Origin of the sequence: Streptomyces sp. NRRL F-5630, from assembly GCF_000719475.1 — a bacterium.
Classification (GTDB): domain Bacteria; phylum Actinomycetota; class Actinomycetes; order Streptomycetales; family Streptomycetaceae; genus Streptomyces.
This window is the reverse complement of sequence record NZ_JOGO01000016.1, coordinates 100,804-117,691: the sequence shown is the minus strand read 5'-3', so window position 1 is coordinate 117,691 and position 16,888 is coordinate 100,804. Positions and strand designations below refer to the sequence as shown.

Below are 16,888 nucleotides of genomic sequence, written 5' to 3'. Positions count from 1 at the left end.
GGATCACCTGATCTCTCTTTGTGTCGTTGGGCGTTCGGGTCCGGCCCGGAACCGCCACTCCAGACGGTACCGAGCGTGGAGGGCCGGCGTGGACGTGCTCCAGGAGAAGACGCGCATTCCCTCCTCCTCCCGCCGGATCGGGGCGGTCCGCAGCGGCGCGGCCTCGGCCGTCATCGATGACTCCGTGCCCCATACGGCTGGGTCGAGGTCGGCGGGGAAGGCAAGTTCGACTTCGAGGTGCTCGGTGGGCAGGCGGACCGCGCGCTGGAACCAGCGGCCCCACTTCTCCTCGCCGACCGAGTAGGCGTACTCGATCCAGACCTCCTCACCCGGGTAGAGCGGGAAGCGGCCTTGCTCGTTCTCGAACAGCAGCCACACTTCCTTGAACGCGTCGCGATCGTGCTTTGTCTGCCACTTCATCGTCTCCCCGTGGCATGTCGCGGTCAGCGCGAGTTCGTCCCAGGTGAGCGGGTGTTCGCGGTAGTGGGCGTTGGAGCGCTCGGGCTCGCCGGGGTAGCGGTCGACGCTGATGCGGATCAGGTAGCGGGTGATCGGCTCGCTGCCGGTGTTCCGCAACAGTCGGCGCATTGTCAGCCGGTAGTGGGTGCCGTCGAAGTCCAGGCGGGCGCCGTCGTGTGCCACGATGATCGCTGAGCCCGTCGCGTAAGGCTGCTCGGGGCGGCGTGGGGCGGGTGGAGCCGCCGCCGGGGCCGTTCGGTTCTTGGCGGCCTCGTAGTCCAGCCAGCGCTTCCAGAGGGCCTTGCCCGCGTTGAGGGTCTCCTCCGAGCGACGCGCGAAGTCTCCGGTCGGCTTGTGCCGGCCGGATTCCACGTGGCTCACGTACGACGGGTCGAAGCCCATCTTGAGGGCGAGCCCGCGCTTGGACAGACCGCGCACCTCGCGCCAGTACGCGAGCTCCGCTGCGAACGCCTCGGCGGCTTGTTCGACGGTCGGGCTGTCGTCGCGCTCGTCCATCAAGGCCCCCGCCCCGACTGCTGGATGAGATGAATGAACCGTGAGTGATCTCGATTCATCATTCTGTCACGCTCCTGGTCGCCGGTTTCCTTCTTCTGCCAGCCCGGGTCTCCACCCGGGCCGAGAGAAGGAAGGCTCAAGCGATGCGCCTGCTGTACTTGCTCAACGTCTCCAACTCCAGTCAGCTCACTGCCGATTCCGGCTATACCTTCGCCGACATGCTGGCCCCGGCCTTGGTCGACGCCGGGGTCGAGGTCACCGTGGCCGCTCCCGTGCCGGCCGGTGGCGGCCGCGTGGAGTTCGTGCAGATCACGTCGCCGTCGACCAAGTACCGGGCCCGCTTCGACCCGAGCGTCGGCGCCTTGGTCCGGCTGTTCCGTCGCGAGCAGCCTGAGGTGGTCGTGGCCAACCAGATCGAGGCCGCCCCCGCGATCCGTGCCGCGCTCCTGGAAGCCGGAGTGGACGCGAGGATCGCCGGTTACTGCCACTACCTGCCGTTCTCCTTCAGCGACACCGGCCGGCTGGTGCCGGACCCCGCGATGGACGACGGTGGGCTGGGCCGCAGCGTGCTGCTGGCCTTCGCCGCCGGTCTCGCGGCCTGCGACCGCGTCCTCGTCCACTCCGGCACCGCCGCCTCCTGGACTGCCGCTGCCGCCACCCGCACCGGTATCGAGATCAGCGACAAGTTGCATGTGGTCCCCGCGCCCAGGGACGTGCGCCTGGTCCGCGACCCCGCCGAGATCACCCCGCCGGACGGCCGGGCTGTCGGCATCTACAACCACCGCCTGTACGCCCACTACGGCACCGCCCGCTTCACCCGGCTCGCCCGCCGCCTCGTCGCCGAGGCCCCGGTGCGGCTCACTGTGATGGACCTGTTCGGCACCCGTAGCGCCAAGCGGGTCCGGCTGGACCCCAGCCCCGAGCGGAACCTGGAGGAGCTTGCCTCGATGGACGGCGTTGCCATCGCCTCCGACCGCGGCGACCGCATCCGTTACCGCAACCTGCTGGCCGGCGCTCACTTCGGCATCGCGCCGTTCCGGCCCGGCTGCCCCTGGTCCATGTCGGTCATCGACTGCCAGGCGATGGGCCTGCCCGTGATCGGCCCTCGCATCGGCTGGCTGGCCGAGCACCTCGACCCGGAGCTGGTGTTCGACACGGACGACCAGGCCGTCCGCATCGCCGAACGCCTCGCCACCGACCGGGACTTCTACCTGGTGCACGCCAAGCGCGCGCACGCCTCCACCAGTGACCTGGCTCCCGCCGCGGTGGCCGCCCGCTACCTGGAGGCGATCAAGTGACCGGCTTCGACGCGGTCCTGCTTTCCTACGACGAGCCGCTGGCCGACTCCCTGCACACCCGCCTGGCCCGTGTGCTGGGCGGAACCGTCAAGCGCCTGCACGGGGTGCGCGGGATGCGTCGCGCCTACCGGCTCACCGCCGAACTCACCGATACCGAGCAGTTCTTCCTCGCCGACGGCGACTTCGCCATCGACCCCGCCTTTTCTGCCGACGCGGTGGAGCCGCTGGCAGCGGGCGTGTCGATGCGGGTCTGGCAGGCCGTGAACCCGGTCAACGGCCTCACCTACGGCTACGGCGGTCTCAAGCTCATCCGCACCAGCGCACTGCGGGAGATGGGCCAGGCCGTCGACGTACTGGCGGCGTTGCCCGGCCGGGTCGAGTTCAGCCCGCACAGCGCCGGAGTCACCCTCTTCAACCAAACCCCGTTCCATGCCTGGAAGGCGGGCTTCCGGGAGTGCGCGATGCTCGCGCGCGGCAGCGAGTACGGCATGACCGACTCCTCCGCCCAGGAACGTATCGAGGCGTGGACGGCCGGCAAGGACGGCGACTTCGCCGACTACGCGGCAGCCGGGGCCCGCGACGGCATCGACTTCGCTCGTACTGCGGCTCGTGACCCCGAGCGCTTCGAGGCGCTCAACGACCCGCTCACGCTGCACCGGCACTTCATCGCGCTGCACGGCGAGCAGGCGGTCGCCGGATGAGTACGGGCCCACTGGTCCTGATCGAGCCGCTGGCGCACCTCGGCGGCGGGCACCACCAGCGCACGCTGACGGCGCTCGCCGCCGCCCGTCCGGGTGCCGTGGTCATCACCCCGCAGGGGATCGCCGACGGACCCGGGCCGCTGCTCCCGTCCGGCGCCCGCGTCGCCACGCGGCCGGTGGGCCCGGCGGCGAAGACTTTGCTGGCCGCAGCGCGCGCGGCGGAGCGCCTTTCAACCGTCGGCAAGCGCGCCTTCCGCTCACGGCGCTGGCCGTTGCCGCTCCGTCGGCTCCCGCACCAAATCACCCTGGTCGCGCGCTGCCTCACCGAAGCCGGATGCCTGCGCACCGCCCGCCGCCTGGCTTCTCAGCCGGCGGCCGTGGTGATCCTCAGCGCGAGCGAAGCCCTGCACGGCCTGGCCGCTCTCCTCGGTGGCACCCCGCACCTGCGGTTCGTGCACGAGCTGGTCACCACCGAAGACTCGCCGGTCCGGCTGCTCGGCCGGCTCGCCCGGCGGAGCGAGAAGCGCGTGATCGCCCTCTACCCGACCACCGCCGTCCGCGACCGGCTCTCCCCGTTCTTCCCCCATCTCCCGGGGCGGGTACGGGTGTTCGCGGTCGACGACGGCCAGCCCCTCACCGCCGCCGAACGCGACGGAGCCCGCGCCGCCTTCACCATCTCCTCCTCGGCAGCGGCGGTCTGCCTGATCGGCGGCTGGTGGCCCTACAAGGACATCGCCACCATCGACGCGGCCCTGGCCCGTCTCACCGAGCCGCTGCACGTCCTTGTCTGCGGCACTCCGCTGGACGACGCGGTACTCGAACGGTGGCACCGCCTGCCCCGCGTACGGGTGCACACCGTGCCCGGCCCGGTCGGCGAAGACGTACTCCGGCTGGTCTACGCCGCCGCCGACGCCGCCGTAGTGGCCCGGTGTCCCGGTACGGGCAAGGAGTCCGGCCTGGTCATGGACGCCGCCCGGCTCCGTGTCCCGCTGATCGTCTCCGACCACGACCCGGACCTGACCGAGCGGCTGGCCGGGCAGCGCTGGGCCCGGGTGGTCCCGGCCGGCGACCCGTGTGCCCTTGCCGCTGCGCTCGACGCTCTGGCGGACGGGCCGCCGGAGCGGCCGGGACTGAAGGCCCCCACGGCAGTGGACATGCCGTCGGCAACCGAGCAGGCCGCCTACCTCATCGACACCTACACCGAGCTGATCAAGGAGCACCGATGATGCCCGCAGCCCCCGCGCTGGTCGCCGTGATCGGCGCGGTCGAACCGGCTCTGCTGAACGCCTGGACCGCCCACTACCGTGGGCTCGGCGTCGAGCGCTTCCACCTCGCCTTCCACTTCGCCGAGCACGTCCCTGACGCCTGGCGTCGCCAACTGCTGGACACCGCCCGGGAACTCGGCCTACCCACAAGCCTGGTCAGCACCGGGCCGTGGCACGAGCACACCAACACCGAACTGCGCGACGCTCTGCGCGAGCAGGCAGGCCCCGGCTGGCACCTGCTCGCCGACTCCGACGAGTTCCAGACCTACCCGGCCACGCTCAACGACGTGGCGGCGGATGCCGAGGAGAACGGCCGGGCGGTTGTGGGCGGCCTGATGCTCGACCGTGTCAGCGCGGACGGCAGACTCGCCCTCTGGCGTCCCGAGAGTGGGCTCGACCGCACCTTTCCGCTCGGCGGCCACCTCACCCACCGTCTCCTGCGAGGCGACCCCCGCAAGATCGTCCTCGCCCTCTCGGACGTCACCGTCGCCTCCGGCAACCACCGCGCACCCGGCCGCAAGCCCGACCCGCAGGCCCTCGCCTGCGTCCACCACTTCAAGTGGCGCTCCGGTGTTCTGGACGACCTCCGCCGCCGCGTCGACCGCTTCGCCTCCGGCGCATGGAGCGAGCAGAGCCCCGCCGTCCGGGACGAGGCCGGCCGCCTGCTGGAGCACGTCGACCGCCACAACAGGCGCATCGACGTCTCCGACCCCCGCCTCGGCTTCCGCCACGTCACCCTGGAGCGGATGCCCCACGGCTGGGCCACCGAAGCCGCCCGTATCGCCACCGCCTGGCGACCGCCCCGTCAGAGCCGGCCCGGCTCCACGATCTCCTCGCCCTCGCCGTGAGGCGCCTCGAAGCGGGCGAAGAAGTCGTCCAGCGCCTCGGGGGTCACGATCAGCGCGTTCGCGTCCCCCCGCTGGTTGCGCTCGGCCAGCCTGCGCAGCAGTTCGTCCCGCTCGACCGGGAAGTACAGCAGGCGCCACCGACCGCCGGCCGACTCCACCAGCTCCTTCATCGTGTCGCGGTCCTTGCGCGGCCACAGCCCGTGGTCCCACACCACGTCCCGGCCCTCGGAGACCAACTCGACCAGCCGGGAGTGTAGTTCTGCGACGACCGGGGCCTCCTTCTCGAAGTAGGTGTTCTCCGGGTAGTCGACGCCGTACCGGCCGTGCCGCTCGTGGACGACCTCGTCCACCGACAGCCGAACCGCCCCCTGCGGCTCCAGCTCCCGCCGGGCGTAGGTCGTCTTCCCCGAACCGGTGATCCCCACCAGCAGGAACACCACCGGAGCACTCTCGGTCACCGACAACTCCCTTCACCACCACCCATGGTCACCAGCAAGTCTGCCACCACGGCCTACTCAGGAACCGCCTTCCGCCCTCTCCGCCACCTGAAGGAGCACACGCGTGCCCTCCTCCGCACTCGCCCGCCTCCTGCGGGCCTACGTCCGCCACACTCCCGGAACGATCGGTAAGGCCCAGCTCGTCGACCGCTTCCTCGACGACCACCTGCGAACCCGTCCGCTCGACACCAAGGCCCGGTTGCGCTCGGGTGACCTGATCACCGTCACCACCAGCGACGTCATCCAGCGCTACCAGTACCTCTTCGGCGAGTGGGAGCCGAACCTGAGCACATTTCTGCGCGACCGCCTGCGGCCCGGGGACACCTTCATCGACGTCGGGGCTCACCGCGGCGCGTTCAGCCTCCTGGCCTCCCACGCGGTCGGACCGACCGGCCGGGTCGTCGCCATCGAGCCCACCCCGCAGTTCCACGACGACCTCACCAGTGCGGCCACCGCCAACCACCGGACCAACATCCGCCCCGTCCGCGCCGCCGCCTCCGACCACACCGGCACGCTGACCCTGTACCTGGAGGACCCGGCCAACCTCGGCCACACCACCGCCACCCGGCCCCGCCACTTCCACTCCACCTTCAACGTGCCGGCCGCACCGCTCACCGAACTCCTCGACCAGACCGAACTCGCCACCGCCCGAGTCATCAAGATCGACGTCGAGGGCGCCGAGGCAGCGGCGGTCAGGGGGCTGCGGCCCGCACTGCCCCATCTTCGTGAGGATGTGGAGCTGGTCGTGGAAGTCACCCCCAAGCTCCTGGCCAGGCAGGGCGAGAGCGCCACCGGCATCATCGACGCCCTGCGCGAGCACGGCTTCCACCCATACACGCTCACCAACGACTACGACCCGGCCACGTACCCCCGAGCCATGCGCCGACCGAAGTCGCCCGTCCGGTGCACCGAACCCCCGAAGCACATGACCGACCTCGTCTTCTCGCGCACCGACGCCGCCCGGCTCACGCTCGGGCGCCGAGCGACCAGGCTGTCCTAGCCGCGGAGCCAGTCTCAGTTCCCCGGATCACCGGAATCCTCAGGCACTTCACCAAGGAGTGGCACCGTGACCACCAACGTCATGAACAGCCGCAACGTGGTCAGCGTGATCGTCCACGACCGGAACAACCGCACGATCGCCGCTGTGCTCTACGCCGCCCGCAACTGGTCTCCGCAGCCCGCCTGGACCCTCCCCGGCGGCAAGGCCGAGCCCGGTGAAGCCTTGGACGAGGCCGCCGCGCGCGAACTTGAGGAGGAGACCGGCCTGCTCGTCGACCCGCCCGATCTCGTACTCGTCCAGGTCATTCACGTAGAGCAGGGCTTTGACCAGGCCGGCCAGTTCGTCCTCTTCGTCTTCGCCACCGACAAGTGGACCGGCGAACTGATCAACACCGAGCCGGACAAGCACGTGGCCGCCCGGTGGGTGGCGGCGGACCACCTCCCCGAACCGGCGTTCCCGACCTCCGCGCAGGCACTGGCCGCCTACCACGAAGGAGGTCCCTCCTTCTCTCGCCACGGATGGTCGGTCACCGCGCGGTAGGTGGGGGCGGGCGCCCTCAAGCCCTTTCGCCGGGCGCGCTCGGGAATTCAGTCGCTTCCCTTGGCTCTCGGCATCGACGTGCCGGGACGCTGGCGGTCCTCGGCGCCGGTCGCCACGGCGGGTGCGGGTGCGTGGACGGCGTGGTGGGGCTGGTGTTGTGAACTCGGGCAGCCTGGACTCGCTCGACGATGCGGGCGGCGGTGGCGTTGCGGAGGCCGGCATGGCTGCGGGAGAACACCCAGGCCGGGCAGACCGGCGGAGAATGGATTCAACCCGGTGTACTCCGAGGGGGCGTGAGATGCGGCGCCGGGCCGGAATCCGCAGAGCTTGGGGAGCCGTAGACGTGACACAACGCAGGCGCGTCGTCGTTGTCGGAGCGGGCGTCGCTGGGCTCACCACCGCGGTCGTTCTCGCGGAGGCGGGACTGGCGGTGCACGTGGTGGCCGAGCAGATCCCGGGGGTCACGTCGCTGGCGGCGGGCGCGATGTGGGGCCCGTACCTGGTCGAGCCGAAGGCCAAGGTGGACGAGTGGAGCCGACGGTCGCTGGAGGTCTTCCGGGATCTGGCGGGCGACCCGGCGACGGGCGTACGTCTGACGAGCGGCGTCGAGGCATCCCGTACGGCGGAGGCTCCACCGGAGTGGGCGACGACACTGCCGGACTACCGCCCGTGCGAGGCGGCCGAGCTGCCACCGGGGTTCACGGCCGGGTACCGGTTCACCGTCCCGCTGATCGACATGCCCGTCTACCTGCGGTACTTGCTGCGCCTGCTGGACGCGGCCGGAGGGACGGTCGAGCAGCGGCACGTGACCTCGCCCGCGGAGGCGGGGCCGGCTGACGTGCTCGTGAACTGCTCGGGGATGGGGGCACGGGAGCTGGCCCGGGACCCTGGGTTGGGACCGATTCGCGGTCAACACGTCGTGGTCGGGAACCCGGGCCTGACGGAGTTCTTCTCGGAGGGCACAGGGACCTCGCCGGAGTTGCTGTGCTTCTACCCGCACGGGGAGACAGTCGTGTTGGGCGGTACGGCGGTCGAGGGCGAAGGCGGCCTCGCGCGGGGCGACGAGGCGGCGGCCGGGATTCTCGCCCGCTGCGCGGAGGTCGAGCCGCGACTGGCCGGGGCACGCGTCCTGGAGCACCGGGTCGGAGCAAGGCCGACCCGCGCCGCCGTGCGCGTGGAGGAGACGTGGGCGGCGGGCGGGGCGCGGGTCGTGCACAACTACGGGCATGGGCGTGCGGGGGTGACGTTGTCGTGGGGGTGCGCCGGGGAAGTGCTCGGGTCGGCGCAACCGAGACGTGCGCGTCTGTAGGTCTCCGAGCTCGATGTGCGGAGATCGGCCGTGCTCCTATGCGGCCGCAGCGCGCTGCAATCAAGCGAGGAATTCAGTGCCTCTCATCGTTGCGAAAGCGCTGCGGCGGACTCTGAGCGGGCCCCTTATCCACCTAGCCGGTGCCGTAGTTGGCGACCAACCTGGCGGCGTATTCGTCTGGAACACGCGCGTCGCGGAAAGCGAGCCGCATCCAGGACGCCATGGCGTCGGCGATGTCGACGCACGGTCCGTAGTGGCTAATCCATTCGCGCCGCGCAGTCGCTTCCGGGAATCCTCGGACGACCGCAATCTCCGGGTCCCGCTCGGCCCAGATGCCCCAGCGTCCGGAAGAGCCGGTCAGTGCGACGGTCTGCGCCGCTATGGTGATCGATTCCAGCGCTTCCCGGCCCGAGTCGAACCCGACTTCCGCCCAGTAGTCGTCCGGCGTGGCCTCAATGGAGAACGACAACGCCCGTCCGGAGACATACGCCCCCTCGATCACAAGGAGGTCTACTTGGCGGTCACCGTGCAGCCTGGCCATCGCGGCGAGCGCCGGCCAGGCGTCAGGTGTGAGCAGCAGATCGAACTCGAAGACCACCGCTTCGTCAGCCAGCTCGCGGAAGACCTGCGCGGGCAGCCGGGAATCGATGTCGAAAGTGGCAGCCGCGTGCGCGCGGACAGTGTCGGGAGACGACGTCATGAACGTTTTCTGGTCCTCGGTCCGGTGCGGAGGTGACGTGACCAGTCACGGAGCGAGGGTAGCGGCGTCGTGATCACCCTGCGGTTTTAGTCGTCGTCGAGCGGCAGGAGGATACGTCCGAGGTCGCCGGCATCAATGAGCTCGGTCAGGGCCCGCGTCATATTGCCGATACCCGGATGCCCGACTATCAGCGCGTCGGAACACCAGAAGTAGCTTCCACCTCGTTCCTCGCCCGTGTGAGACCAACGCTTCATCAGGCGCTTGTGGCCCCGGGACTGGCGAGGCTCGGGAGCCGTACCGGTGGCGGTCGGAAGCGTCCACCATGCCCGCCCGGCCTGTCCGGGCGGGCGGGCGCGCCGGGCCGTGCTGTTTCCGGGCGGGCGACGGGCTGAAAGGGCTCCACGATACTCACCTCGCTCGACGCCTTCGTCGACTTCGCCGGTCGCCAACGCGAGGTCGGATTCACCGAGTTGGTACTCCACTGGCCGATCGCCGACTCCGATTTCGCCGCCGACCAGGCGGTCTTCGAACGCATCGCGACCGAGGGGCTGTCACAGCTGGGGTGAGGGCCCGGGGCCGCACTGAATGACGTGCGGGCGCTCTCACGTGCGGAAGCGCCGCCGGGCGGCGTGTGGCATCCGGCGGCATGCGGCGTCGGGTGCCGCACGCCGCCGGCGTCGCACGCCGTCGGGCGGCGTGCGGCGTCGGGCGGCCTGCGGCGTCGGGCTGCACGCTCCGGCCGGGTTCGGGGGCAGCGGCGCTCCGCAGCGGAAGTGTCGACGGGGAGCCTGCGCGGTGCCGGTCGGCGTGTCTCCAAGGGGCGTGCATCTCACTGTTCACGGACTGTGGGCTCAGTGCGGGCACCCGGCCGTTGTCGGGTGTACGGCCGTCCCGCTCCCCTTTTCGGCCGATTCCCCGTGGCCGAAGGCCGTGCCCGGACGGCAGCCCTTCGCGTCGCTGGGGGGCGGCCACGCGAGGAGGCGGAGGGGCCTGAGCGGCGGGGCGTGAGGGGTGGCCGGTGTGCAGGTCGGGAGGCACGGGGCGGGGCCCGGCCCGGTTGGGAGAGGGCACTCGGGCGCGGTGAGGGGCGGGAGGTGCGCGGACGGGTGTGGGGGAGCGGGGTGACGGGTGGCGGGGCGGTGGAGGGGCGCGTACGGGCCGTACGCCCCCGGGCGCCGCGGGAGCGGCTGACCGGAAAGCGGCGTCTGTCCAGGACAGGGGGTTTGTTTAGCGGTCCGATGCGTTCGCGAGGAGGATTGCGCTCTTAGGGGGCGCGAATGGCTCATCTGTGCGGGAAGTCGCACGCCCGTGCTGGCATATGCGCGACAATGCCGAAGTGACCTCAGCGACCTCTCCGACCGCAGGGCCTGCGGCCGTCCAGCCCGGCACGAACTGTCCGTCCCGGTCTTCGCAGTCCGGCGCCCGCCCGAACGGCGAGCCACCGGCCGCGCCGGTGTGCGGGAGCACCGGCCCGGAGCCCTCCCCCGAGCCGCCCAGCCGTGAGGAAGCGTTCCCGACTTGCGCGAACGGCCAGGCGAGCGCGGCTGAGGAAGCCGAAGCGGAGGAAACCGCCGCGGTGGAGGCCGCCGTCACCAACCGGCTGCGGCTCGCGGACAGTTCCCCCCGTCCCGCGCCGCCCGCCGTCTCCGCCCGTGCCTGGCCCGAGATCCCGCCCGGCCCCAGACCTCGCCTCATCGCGACGGACCTCGACGGGACCCTGCTCCGCGAGGACAAGACCGTCTCCCCGCGCACCCTCGCCGCTCTCGCCTCGGCGGAACGCGCGGGCGTCACCGTCTTCTTCGTCACCGGGCGGCCCGCCCGGTGGATGGACGTGGTCGCCGGGCACGTGGACGGCCACGGTCTCGCGATCTGCGGCAACGGCGCCGCGATCGTCGATCTGCGCACCCCCGACCGGGAACGCGGCGTGCCCTACCGCTTCGTACGGGTCCGGCCGCTGCCCTCCGCCACGGTGCTCGATGTCGCCGCGCGGCTGCGACGTGCCGCGCCCGGTACGCAGTACGCCGTCGAGCGCACGGGCGGCATCCACCACGAGCCGGGCTATCCGCCCCTCCATCTCGACCCCGCGTCGAGCATCGCCCCGATCACCATGCTCCTCGGGTCCGGCTCCGCGCCCTTGCCCGGCAGCGAGGAGTCCGAGCCCGTGCTCAAGCTCCTCGCGCACCACCCCGAACTCGCGCCGGACGCCTTCCTCCGGCTCGCCAGGGACACGGTCGGCGACCTCGTCACCGTCACCCGCTCCAGCCCGACCGCGCTCCTGGAGATCAGCGCACGCGAGGTGTCCAAGGCGAGCACGCTCGCGCAATGCTGCGCGGAACGGGGCATCGCGCCCGAGGAGGTCATCGCCTTCGGGGACATGCCCAACGACATCGAGATGCTGACCTGGGCCGGCCGCTCCTGGGCGATGGGCAACGCTCACCCCGAGGTCCGGCTCGCCGCCTCGGCCGTCACGCACCCGAACACGGAGGACGGCGTCGCCGCGGTCATCGAACGCCTGCTGGCCTGAGCGCTCCACCCCGTGGGCGGCTGGGCGGCCCCCGCCGGCCAGCCTCCGCACATGCTCACGCACATGGCAGGGGCACTACCCCACCGGCACCCCGTGCTCCCGCAGCCACGGCAGCGGCGAGACCGCCGAGCCGTAGTCCGGGGTCAGCCGCACCTCGAAGTGCACATGGGGGCCGGTCGAGTTCCCCGTCGTGCCGGACTGGGCGATCCACTGCCCCGTCCGCACGGTCTCGCCCTGGTCCACGGCGACCGAGGAGAGGTGCGCGTACTGCGTGTAGTAGCCGCCGGGGTGCTGGAGCACCACCTCGATTCCGAAGGGCCCTCCGCAGGAGACGCGCACGACCCGCCCCCCGCCCACGGCCCGGACCGGGGTGCCGATCCCGACGGCGAAGTCCTGCCCCGTATGCCCCTGCGACCAGTGGCTTCCCGAGCCGCCGAAGCCCGCCGACAGGACGAAGTTCTGCACGGGCGTCACCCACCGCCCCTTCGGGTACTCGGAGGCCGCCTGCTTGATCCGGGTCGCGCCCCGGCAGCGTCCCGCGAGCACCGCGCTCTCCCCCTGCGCCTGGAGCCGGGTCTGCGCGCTGTGGAGCTTCGCGTCGACCTGCCTCTTGAGCGCGGCCATGTGCGCGGTGCGCGCCTCCACGGCCCGACGGTTCGCCCGCACCTCCCGCTCCGCCTTCTCCAGGGCGTCCTCGGCGCGGGCCGAACGCTGCACGAGGTGGGTCACCGCCCGATCACCGATGCCCGCGAGCCCTACGCTGTCCATCAGCGTCTCGGGGTCATCCGAGAAGAGCAGGTTGGCGGTGAGCGAGAGACCGTCGTCATGGCCCCGGTACTGCGCCCGCGCGAGGCGCCCGACATCCTCGCGGAACAGCCGCAGCCGTCCGCGTTCCTTCGTGAGATGCGCCTCCAGGGCCCGCGACTTCGCCCGCAGCGCTTGGACGGCCTTCCGTCCCTCCTCGTACTTCGCGGTCGCCACGGCCGCCTCGCGGTAGAGAACCGCGACCTCGGCACTCGGCGTCGCGGGCCCGTCGTTCTCGGTGTGATCCGCCCCGGCCGCCGAGCCGGTCAGCCCGAGAGCGCCGAGCAGGAGAAGACACAGGGCCGAGGCCACGAGGATGCCACGCGGTGGCGCGGGAGTTCCGGATCGGAGTGCCATGACCCGGATCGTGGGCGCCGCGAAGAGCGCGCGCCTCCGCAGCGCGTACACCCGGGGGACCCACTGAGCCGTACGGAGGAGGAGGGGGCCTGATGATGTTTCACGTGAAACATCCCTCAAGCGCCTCACCGCATGTTTCACGTGAAACGTCCCGCTCGCTGGGCGTCCGACCGCCCTCCACGTTTCACGTGAAACATCGCCCTCGTCCGGGACACCCCCGATGTTTCACGTGAAACATCGTCACCCCGCGTCGGTGCGAGACGCCCGCCTCCCCGCACGGCCCGCCCTTCAGGGCGCGGCAGTCACCGTGTCCCGTTCCGCCGACGCGCTGTCCTCCGCAGGGGCCGCCCCGGCCGGTGTCACCCCCACCGCTCCGCGCAGCGCGTCCGTCGCCCGCTCCTGGCGCCACATGCGGTGGAGCGGGCCCGGGGTGCGGAGCAGCGTGCTCATGTCGCCGCGCTGCACGATGCGCCCCTCGTCGAGAACGACGACCTCGTCCACCGCGCCTTCGAGGCCCGCCAGGCGGTGGGTGATGAGGAGCGTCGTGCGCCCCTCGGTCGCGGCGAGCAGGTCACGGGTGAGCGCGTCGGCGGTCTCCAGGTCGAGGTGTTCGGCCGGCTCGTCGAGCACGAGGACGGGGAAGTCGGCGAGAAGGGCGCGCGCGAGTGCGAGCCGCTGGCGCTGACCGCCCGAGAGCCGTGCCCCGTGCTCCCCGACGAGCGTGCTGAGCCCGTGGGGCAGCGTGTCCACCCAGTCCAGGAGCCGCGCCCGCGAGAGCACCGTCCGCAACTCGGCCTCGGTGGCGTCCTTGCGCGCGAGGAGCAGGTTCTCGCGTACGGAACTGTCGAAGACGTGCGCGTCCTGGGCGCACAGGCCGACGACCTCGCGCACCGCGTCCCCGTCGAGGGCCGCGGCGGGCGTTTCCCCGACGCGGTACGCGCCGCTCTCCACGTCGAGGAAGCGGAGCAGGACGTGCGCGAGCGTCGTCTTGCCCGCGCCGGAAGCCCCGACGACGGCGATCCGCCGCCCCGCGTCGAGCGTCAGGTCCACGCCGTCGAGCGCGGGCCTCGCCGCGCCCGGGTGGCGCGCCACCACTCCTTCGAGCCGCAGCGGGAAGGGCGAGGCGGGCGGCTCGGCCGACCGCTCGGGTTCCCGTACGGCCGCGGGCGCGTCCAGGACCTCGTACACGCGCTCCGCGCTGCGCCGTACGCGCTGCCGCTGCCGCCCCGCGAGCGGCAGGCCGAGCACCGCCTCGAAGGCGGCGAGCGGGGTGAGGACGACCACGGCGAGGGCCACCCCGGAGAGCCGCCCGTCCACGACGGCGCTCGCACCGCACGCCGCCGCACCCGCGACGGTGAGACCCGTGAAGAGCGACGTGAGGCCGTCGCCGAGCGCGGTGAAGGCGGACGCGCGCGCCGCGATGCCGGTCAGTTCGGCGTCCGCCGCCCGCGTGGCCCGCAGCCGGTCCGGCAGCGCGCCCGCGACGGTCAGTTCACCGGTACCGGTCAGGAGTTCGGTGACGCGCGTGGCGAGGACGCCGCGCGCGGGGGCGAGCCGCCGCTCGGTGGCGCGGGCCCGCCGCGCGGTGAGCCACGGGACGCCGACGCCCGCGAGCAGCAGTCCCGAGGCGAGCACCGCGCCCGCCTCGGGGAGCAGCCACGCCGTGAAGCCGACCGCGCCCGCGCTCACGAGGAACGCGGCCCCCGCGGGGAGCAGCCAGCGCAGCCAGTAGTCCTGGAAGGCGTCGACGTCAGCGACGAGCCGCGAGAGCAGGTCGCCGCGCCTGCGGTCGCGCAGCCCGGCGGGGGAGAGGCGAGCCAGCCCGCGGAAGACGGCGACGCGTGTGTCCGCGAGCATCCGCAGCACCGCCTCGTGCGAGACGAGCCGTTCGGCGTACCGGAAGACGGACCGCCCGATACCGAAGGCGCGCGTCGCGGTGACGGCCACCATGAGGTAGAGCACCGGCGGTTCCTGCGAGGCCCGCGAGATGAGCCATCCGGACGTCGCCATGAGTCCCACGGCGGACGCGAGTGCGAGCGCCCCGAGCAGCAGCGCGAGCGCGAGCCGCCGCCGGTGCGCGCCGCCGAGGGCCCGCACACGGGCGAGAGGAGAGCCACCCGTTCGCGTCCCGGACTCCCCCGGCACGGGCCGGGCGGCCCCCGCGGACGGCGTCTCCGGCCTCGTACCAGCAGAAACGGCCGCAGAACCGACAGCGACGGGAACACCATCCCGTGACGCGGTCTCCGCCCTGGCGGGCGCCTCGATCCGCACCACCCGGTCCGCCACCGCGAGCAGCGCGGGCCTGTGGACGACGAGGAGGACGGTGCGGCCCGCCGCGAGGCGCCCCACGGCCTCGACGACGCCCGCCTCGGTCGCGCCGTCGAGCGCCGCGGTCGGCTCGTCGAGGAGGAGGACGGGGCGGTCGGCGAGAAAGGCGCGGGCCAGCGCCAGGCGCTGCCGCTGTCCCGCCGAGAGCCCCGCGCCGTCCTCGCCGAGCACCGTCCGCACGCCCTCGGGCAGCTCCCGTACGAAGTCCCACGCCCCCGCGTCGCACAGCGCGCGTACGACCTCGGCCTCGGTGGCATCGGGGCGGGCGAGGAGGACGTTCTCCGCGAGCGTGCCGGCGAAGAGCGCGGGGCGCTGCGGGACCCAGGCGATCCGCGCGTGCCAGGAGGCGGGGTCGATCTCCGCGAGATCCGTGCCGCCCACGGTCACCCGGCCCGTGTCGGGGCGGGCGAAGCCGAGGACGGCCTGGAGCAGCGTCGACTTGCCCGCACCGCTCGGGCCCACGAGCGCCACGGTCTCCCCCGGGCGCACCCGCAGCGAGACCCGTTCGAGCGCGGGTGCGGTGCGACCCGGGTAGCGAACGGTCAGGTTCTCGATCAGCAGTTCGCCCTCCGGCGCGTCCGCGTCGCCCGCCGTCCGTTCCTCCGTCTCCAGGACCTCGAAGACCTCCTCGGCGGCGGCGAGTCCCTCGGCCGCCGCGTGGTACTGCGTGCCGACCTGCCGCAGCGGAAGGTACGCCTCGGGAGCCAGGACGAGCACGACGAGCGCCACGTAAAGGTCCATGTCGCCGTGGACGAGCCGCATGCCGATCGTCACGGCGACGAGCGCGACGGAGAGCGTCGAGAGGAGTTCGAGCGCGAAGGAGGAGAGGAAGGCGATCCGCAGCGTGCGCATCGTGGCGCGGCGGTACTCGCCCGTGATCCGGCGGATCGACTCGGCCTGCGCCTTCGCGCGGCCGAAGACCTTGAGCGTCGGCAGCCCCTCGACGACGTCGAGGAAGTGCCCCGACAGGCGCGAGAGCAGCCGCCACTGGCGGTCCATCCGCTTCTGCGTCGCCCAGCCGATGAGGATCATGAAGACCGGGATGAGCGGGATCGTGACGACGATGATCGCCGCCGAGACCCAGTCCTCCGTGACGATCCGGGCGAGCACGGCGAGGGGGACGACGACCGCGAGTCCCAGTTGGGGGAGGTAGCGGGAGAAGTAGTCGTCGAGCGCGTCGACACCGCGTGTCGCGAGGTTCACGAGCGAGCCGGTCCGGCGGCCTTCGAGCCAGTCCGGGCCCAGGGCCGCCGCCTTGCTCAGCACCCGCTGCCGCAGTTCGGACTTCACCGCCGCGCTCGCGCGGTGCGCCGTCGTCTCGGTGAGCCAGGAGATGAGCCCGCGCCCGCCCGCGACCGCGACGAGCAGCAGGAGCGGGCGCAGCAGTTCGCCCGCGTCCCTGCCGTGCTGGAAGGCGCCCACGACGACCTCGGCGATGAGCATCGCCTGCGCGACCACCAACAGGGCGCCGAGCACCCCGAGTCCGACCACGGCCACCAGGAAGAAGCGGGTGGCGCGTGCGTACCGCAGGAGCCGGGGATCTACAGGTTTCACGTGAAACATCCTTCCGCGAGCGAGGCGGATGGGGGGATGGTCAGCGGGGTGGAGCGAGGCGAGAGCGTCGGGGTGACTTCTTCCGCTGCGGGCGGCCTCGGGCCCGGAGCCCGTACGGGACCTCTGGCACGGGTCCCGTACGGGGCCTCGGCCGTATGGAAGCCCTGGCTGTACGCGATCGGCGCCGC

14 protein-coding genes and 1 pseudogene are annotated in these 16,888 nt (G+C 72.3%); 9 read left to right on the top strand and 6 right to left on the bottom strand.

What is annotated here, in order from left to right:
• Window positions 1-3: 3 nt before the first annotated feature.
• Window positions 4-975, bottom strand: coding sequence for a helix-turn-helix domain-containing protein (locus IF99_RS0110510; RefSeq protein WP_030996125.1), 972 nt, complete (start codon window positions 973-975; stop codon window positions 4-6).
• A gap of 143 nt (window positions 976-1,118) precedes the next feature.
• Between IF99_RS0110510 and IF99_RS0110505 the strand changes: the two genes are divergently transcribed.
• From IF99_RS0110505 to IF99_RS0110490, 4 genes are read left to right on the top strand one after another with little or no spacing between them, the layout of a single operon-like run.
• Window positions 1,119-2,273 (top strand): glycosyltransferase, encoded by a 1,155-nt coding sequence (locus IF99_RS0110505; protein WP_030996124.1) that lies wholly within the window; start codon window positions 1,119-1,121, stop codon window positions 2,271-2,273.
• On the top strand, window positions 2,270-2,974 hold the full coding sequence (locus IF99_RS0110500) for a hypothetical protein (protein WP_030996123.1): 705 nt from the start codon (window positions 2,270-2,272) through the stop codon (window positions 2,972-2,974). Before IF99_RS0110505 ends, IF99_RS0110500 begins: the two co-directional genes overlap by 4 nt.
• Complete coding sequence (locus IF99_RS0110495; RefSeq protein WP_030996122.1) at window positions 2,971-4,200, top strand: glycosyltransferase; 1,230 nt, start codon at window positions 2,971-2,973, stop codon at window positions 4,198-4,200. The genes IF99_RS0110500 and IF99_RS0110495 overlap by 4 nt, the downstream gene beginning before the upstream one ends.
• Window positions 4,197-5,087 carry a glycosyltransferase family 2 protein gene (locus IF99_RS0110490; RefSeq protein WP_030996121.1) on the top strand — a complete coding sequence of 297 codons (891 nt, stop codon included), beginning with the start codon at window positions 4,197-4,199 and terminating at the stop codon, window positions 5,085-5,087. Before IF99_RS0110495 ends, IF99_RS0110490 begins: the two co-directional genes overlap by 4 nt.
• Here the strand turns inward: IF99_RS0110490 and IF99_RS0110485 are convergent.
• A complete protein-coding gene (locus IF99_RS0110485; protein ID WP_008746724.1) occupies window positions 5,045-5,545 on the bottom strand; it encodes an AAA family ATPase in 501 nt (166 codons plus the stop codon). The genes IF99_RS0110490 and IF99_RS0110485 overlap by 43 nt on opposite strands.
• A 103-nt stretch (window positions 5,546-5,648) precedes the next feature.
• On the opposite strand from IF99_RS0110485, the gene IF99_RS0110480 reads away from it, so the two are divergent.
• The 3 genes from IF99_RS0110480 to IF99_RS0110470 all read left to right on the top strand — a co-directional run bounded on the left by IF99_RS0110480 (window position 5,649) and on the right by IF99_RS0110470 (window position 8,433).
• Window positions 5,649-6,584, top strand: a complete 936-nt coding sequence (locus IF99_RS0110480) for an FkbM family methyltransferase (RefSeq protein ID WP_030996119.1) — start codon at window positions 5,649-5,651, stop codon at window positions 6,582-6,584.
• Between the two features lie 66 nt (window positions 6,585-6,650).
• Entirely contained in the window at window positions 6,651-7,124 is a 474-nt protein-coding gene (locus tag IF99_RS0110475) for an NUDIX domain-containing protein (protein WP_051703433.1), read from the top strand.
• A gap of 343 nt (window positions 7,125-7,467) precedes the next feature.
• Window positions 7,468-8,433: an FAD-dependent oxidoreductase gene (locus tag IF99_RS0110470; protein ID WP_030996117.1), complete on the top strand. Its 966-nt coding sequence runs from the start codon at window positions 7,468-7,470 to the stop codon at window positions 8,431-8,433.
• Between the two features lie 133 nt (window positions 8,434-8,566).
• Here the strand turns inward: IF99_RS0110470 and IF99_RS0110465 are convergent, their stop codons facing one another.
• Window positions 8,567-9,133 carry a hypothetical protein gene (locus IF99_RS0110465; RefSeq protein WP_030996116.1) on the bottom strand — a complete coding sequence of 189 codons (567 nt, stop codon included), beginning with the start codon at window positions 9,131-9,133 and terminating at the stop codon, window positions 8,567-8,569.
• A gap of 86 nt (window positions 9,134-9,219) precedes the next feature.
• Window positions 9,220-9,615 carry a hypothetical protein gene (locus tag IF99_RS33925; RefSeq protein ID WP_158716587.1) on the bottom strand — a complete coding sequence of 132 codons (396 nt, stop codon included), beginning with the start codon at window positions 9,613-9,615 and terminating at the stop codon, window positions 9,220-9,222.
• Between IF99_RS33925 and IF99_RS34835 the strand changes: the two are divergent.
• Both IF99_RS34835 and IF99_RS0110450 read left to right on the top strand, forming a co-directional pair.
• Window positions 9,532-9,699, top strand: a pseudogene (locus tag IF99_RS34835) (LLM class flavin-dependent oxidoreductase); the annotation flags it as partial. The gene IF99_RS33925 and the pseudogene IF99_RS34835 sit on opposite strands and share 84 nt — an antisense overlap.
• A gap of 1,034 nt (window positions 9,700-10,733) precedes the next feature.
• Window positions 10,734-11,657 carry an HAD family hydrolase gene (locus IF99_RS0110450; protein WP_030996115.1) on the top strand — a complete coding sequence of 308 codons (924 nt, stop codon included), beginning with the start codon at window positions 10,734-10,736 and terminating at the stop codon, window positions 11,655-11,657.
• A 75-nt stretch (window positions 11,658-11,732) separates the two neighbouring features.
• Here IF99_RS0110450 and IF99_RS0110445 read toward each other — a convergent pair whose 3' ends face one another.
• Together IF99_RS0110445 and cydD are read right to left on the bottom strand one after the other, a co-directional pair.
• Entirely contained in the window at window positions 11,733-12,818 is a 1,086-nt protein-coding gene (locus IF99_RS0110445; RefSeq protein ID WP_199806478.1) for a M23 family metallopeptidase, read from the bottom strand.
• Between the two features lie 288 nt (window positions 12,819-13,106).
• The gene (gene cydD, locus IF99_RS0110440; RefSeq protein WP_030996113.1) at window positions 13,107-16,700 is read right to left on the bottom strand and encodes a thiol reductant ABC exporter subunit CydD; all 3,594 of its coding nucleotides are present in this window, start codon (window positions 16,698-16,700) and stop codon (window positions 13,107-13,109) included.
• Window positions 16,701-16,888: the final 188 nt, after the last annotated feature.

Coding starts and splice junctions, on each gene's coding strand:
- IF99_RS0110510 (WP_030996125.1), bottom strand. CDS start 975: ATGGACGAGCGCGACGACAGCCCGACCGTCGAACAAGCCGCCGAGGCG.
- IF99_RS0110505 (WP_030996124.1), top strand. CDS start 1,119: ATGCGCCTGCTGTACTTGCTCAACGTCTCCAACTCCAGTCAGCTCACT.
- IF99_RS0110495 (WP_030996122.1), top strand. CDS start 2,971: ATGAGTACGGGCCCACTGGTCCTGATCGAGCCGCTGGCGCACCTCGGC.
- IF99_RS0110490 (WP_030996121.1), top strand. CDS start 4,197: ATGATGCCCGCAGCCCCCGCGCTGGTCGCCGTGATCGGCGCGGTCGAA.
- IF99_RS0110465 (WP_030996116.1), bottom strand. CDS start 9,133: ATGACGTCGTCTCCCGACACTGTCCGCGCGCACGCGGCTGCCACTTTC.
- IF99_RS0110445 (WP_199806478.1), bottom strand. CDS start 12,818: ATGGCACTCCGATCCGGAACTCCCGCGCCACCGCGTGGCATCCTCGTG.